The organism is Rhodobacter aestuarii (genome assembly GCF_900156655.1).
GTDB classification, from domain to species: domain Bacteria; phylum Pseudomonadota; class Alphaproteobacteria; order Rhodobacterales; family Rhodobacteraceae; genus Rhodobacter; species Rhodobacter aestuarii.
Window position 1 is genome coordinate 1 of record NZ_FTOG01000027.1, and the last position, 3,877, is coordinate 3,877.

Consider the following 3,877-nt stretch of genomic DNA (forward strand, 5'->3'; position numbering starts at 1 on the left):
CTGGTGACGATGAACGCGCTGCGGCTTTTGCTGTTCCGCCCGGGCGCGCAGACGCAACGCCCCTGAATGGACCGCAGCTGCCTCATCGCCGCGGTCCGGGCGGGCAAGTGTTCAGGCAGCAAGGGCGAGACGCGCGCGGCGCGACCGGGTTTCAACGGTCCCGTCGCAGCAGGTCAAGATCGCGCGCCCGAAACCACTAGGGAATCCGGCCGAGGCGCTCGCGCGGGCGAACTCGGCGCAGGTCTCGAGGCCAAGCGCGGCGGCGGCGATCGGCCCGGGCCAGAGGCTCTCCACCACCGCACCCTCGGCCACAAGCAGCGCGTGGCGGGCAAGCAGCAGGTGATGGTAAGCCTGCGCCGAGGGCCGTCTGGCGGGAATGCTATCTTTCAGGCTATACGCCCTTTGGGGATTTGCGAGGGGCGCGCGGCAACGAAGCTGCCGCGCGGTTTTGTGTTTTCGCTCAAAGCTTGACGCAGTTAGGCAAGCGCGACAGGCTCAGCCCAAGAAATCGAAGGCATCGCTTTGAACGATGATCGTGTCGGCAAGGTCTTCGATAATGGGGCCGTCCGCGATGGGCTCGGGCGGGTTGCCCAAGCCGCCAAAATCGCCATCGGGCAACATTTCTCCGGCGAGGTCTTGGTCCGAAAGACCTGCCATATCAAATGCCATCGCTTGGGCATCCTCAATCGGAGCCGGGTTGATCAGGCTTTGAATGATCATTTGTGCCATGCTTGCCCCCAGCGCTGCTGCGCCAGGGGACATCCCCCCAGAGCCCTGTGGGGTATCAAGGCCCGGCAGGATCAGACCATCCATTTCGACGGCGAGTTGCGACATTACCTCTTCGTAAGTGAGGGGCCTGTTGCCATAGGCACCGTCATCATTGGGAGATGGCGTTTGCGAGGAATCCGGATCAGATGTCGTGCTTGTATCCGTCTCCGGTACCGGCTCCCCATTTTCAGTTTCGTCATCGTCATCCGGGTCTGTGCCCGCTGGCGGGTTGGGGCCAGCATCTGGGCCATCCTCCGGTGGTTCGGGCTCAGGTTCGCCTGTACCTGCCGGCGGGATGCCAGCATCCGGCGGGTCTGTTGCTTGGCCTGCCATATAGGTGGTGTAACCGGCAATAACAGCATAGCCTGTGCCAATAACCACCGCAAACCCGCCCCCGCCGGCAGCCGCGGCAAGGAATACAAGTGCCGCGCCAATACCTGTGATCCCGGCAAATTGGGTAAAGGCTTCGCTGTCACTAAGGCCAATTTGACCGGCACCGCCATCGAGTGTCGAAAGTTGGTTGCCAAACAGGTCGGACCCCATTTTGCCGAACCCATTCAAATGCGTCGACATTTGATTGAAGGCGTCATTGAGGCCGAAGCCCCCATCAAGGGCGAAGCCATCCGGCCCAAAGCCTTTAATCCCAAGCGCAGAAAGCGCATCGGCGTTGAGGCCGCTGGTCCCCACGCTCATTCCGATGTCGCGCCCAAGATCAAGGAGCGCGCTCAGTGGCCCCGCGGATTCACCGATGCCCGAGATCAGCGCATCCAGCCCATCGGCCTTGGGTGCGGCACCTTCCAGAAGACCCAAGGTCAAGCCTTGGATGAAGACATCGGAAACGTTTTGAATTTGATCTTCATCGATTTGGCTGAGGGTGCTGAAGATTTTTGAGGCCAGTTCCGCGCTTTGGGCGGCTTCCTCTTTCCCTACAGATTTCGCGATCTCGTCCCATGTATGGCCTAGACAGTGCCCGGGCTCCTGCCCATCTTCTCCGGCGGGAGGAACGCCCGGGGCGCCGTCCGTATCCGTTTCAGTCTTAAACTCAAAATCATCCTCGTTATAGGGTTCCACTGGTTTCCTCCATCAATGCGGCTTATGCGCCAAATTTGGTTGAGTCAGGTTTGAGGCAGCCGGCCGCGCCGCATCCGCCCCTTCAGCAAATGCCACGGTCGTCCCCGCTGCGCGCAGCAGGTGCCGCACGCGATCACATCGCGCCGAAGCTTGTAGTATTCTCTGAAATGGGCAGGCCCACGAAACTGCGCTGGCTGCCTTCAAAACATGCCCAAATGCAGATATGCGATCTATTCCCCCGGTGGGGGATAGCCTGCTTTGCGAAAAAGGCCTTGGCGACAATTCTGGTGCTTCAATAGCGTAGGATACAACTGCGGCAGGGCGAAAGGCGCAGACTCTTGTTATGAAAAAGGGACCGACAAGGGGGGCAGGTCACAGGCCATGCTGCGCGCAGCACGACCGACCGCTACGGAGCGTGGCACTCAATGATGCGAGAGGCGACTATGGGCCGAGCACGTAGGGTCTGACGTAGCGCTCTATCTCGTCGGACGCCGCAACGCCGCACGTCCGGTTCGAGCCCCGAGTGAGGGATGCTGCAGATTGCACCAAAGTCCGCATTCAAGGTGTCCTGCGGCGGCCCGTTAGTCGGAAGTCCTGCTCCAAACCATCAAAGCGAAATGGCGTCCATTTCCAAGAGAGTTGGGCAATGCCAAGCAATGTCGACAGCCAATGAGGTGAGCAACGCCAATCTCACAGACGCAAGCTACACCAAGGCCCGGCATCATCGGGTCTTGGTCCATATTTACGGTGCTTTGCCGATACTTATTTTCTGAATGCGCCCGCCAAGGCCGTTGGCCCCTCGATGCCGTCGAGGGGCGGCGATAAAATCAAAGCCCAGCAGATAGGGTTTTGCATACTGCTTTCACCGACGCAGACCGATCTCGGCCATGAGTGTCCGATGAAGGATAGCTTTCGAGTCGCCACAATGCGCCTCGCACCTGTTGCCGCGCGCGAGGTCGGCAAGAACTAACCCACCAAGACACTCGCCACCCCGATCAATGGCATTTTACAGAATAAAAACCATATCTGAATCATAGATTTGCGTATTTCGATGGCCTGAACGCGTTCCGTTCCTGCCGACTTTTGCAAAGCTTTAGGAAAGCCGCCGCATTTTTTCTACGTGTTCTATTGCGGCTGGTAATGATGACCCGTGTTAATCTTCCCCTCACCTCCCTGCGTCGCGTCATGGCGGTATCGCTGGCTTTGCCTGCGCTTCTCGCATTGGTGTTCGGGTCTTTTCTGATCGTTGAACGGTGGACCATTTTGAACGATGCCCGCAAGGTCCAACAGTTGATGACCTTGGCCCAAGCCGCCGGTGCAGTCGCGCATGCGCAACAGCTTGAACGTGGTATGACAAGTCTGTTCCTGAATGGTCAGGAAGCCAGCCCGCCCGAGCGACTGGTCGCGCAGCGTGCGTCGAGCGATGCAGCGCGAGAAGCGCTTTTGGTGCAAGCCGATGTGATCGGCCTCGAAAGGCTTCCGAGCCAAATTTCTGCGCTCGTAAGCGAATTGGCCGGAGATTTTGATCGCTCGACAGAAATACGCGGGGGGATTGATGCGCGCAGCCTGCCGCTGCCCGAGGCGCTCGGATACTTCACTGAGATGAACGCCGATGTGCTTCAACTCGTCAATGAATTGGCCGAGGCCAGTTCCGATGCGCAGATCAGTAATAGGATTGTCGCCTTCGCAGCATTCATGACAGCCAAGGAACGTGCCGGGCTAGAACGCGCTTTGGGGTCTGGCGCCTATCGCAAGGGCGTTTTCGACACGCCAATCCTTTTGGCCATGCGCACGATGGTGGCCCAACAGGATCAGGCCATGTTGTTCTTTGACGCGCTTGCCGCGCCGGAGGACCTAGCTGCAGCAGCGCCGGTTGAAACCTTGCCTGCCACAGCAGAGCTCTCGAAATTACGCAAAATCGCTTTCGCCTCGCCAGACACGCATGACCTAGCGGGCGTTACTGGGGAGACGTTTTTCGCAACGACGACGGCACGCATTGAAGCCATGAAAGAGGCCGAACTGGCCATCGGCAACGGCA

2 protein-coding genes are annotated in these 3,877 nt (G+C 59.1%); one reads left to right on the forward strand and one right to left on the reverse strand.

The window, feature by feature from the left end:
• Nucleotides 1-495: 495 nt before the first annotated feature.
• On the reverse strand, nucleotides 496-1,839 hold the full coding sequence (locus tag BW967_RS18320) for a hypothetical protein (RefSeq protein WP_076486563.1): 1,344 nt from the start codon (nucleotides 1,837-1,839) through the stop codon (nucleotides 496-498).
• Nucleotides 1,840-3,024: 1,185 nt separating this feature from the next.
• On the opposite strand from BW967_RS18320, the gene BW967_RS18325 reads away from it, so the two are divergent.
• On the forward strand, nucleotides 3,025-3,877 hold an 853-nt coding region (locus BW967_RS18325), incomplete at its 3' end, for a nitrate- and nitrite sensing domain-containing protein (protein WP_175610486.1).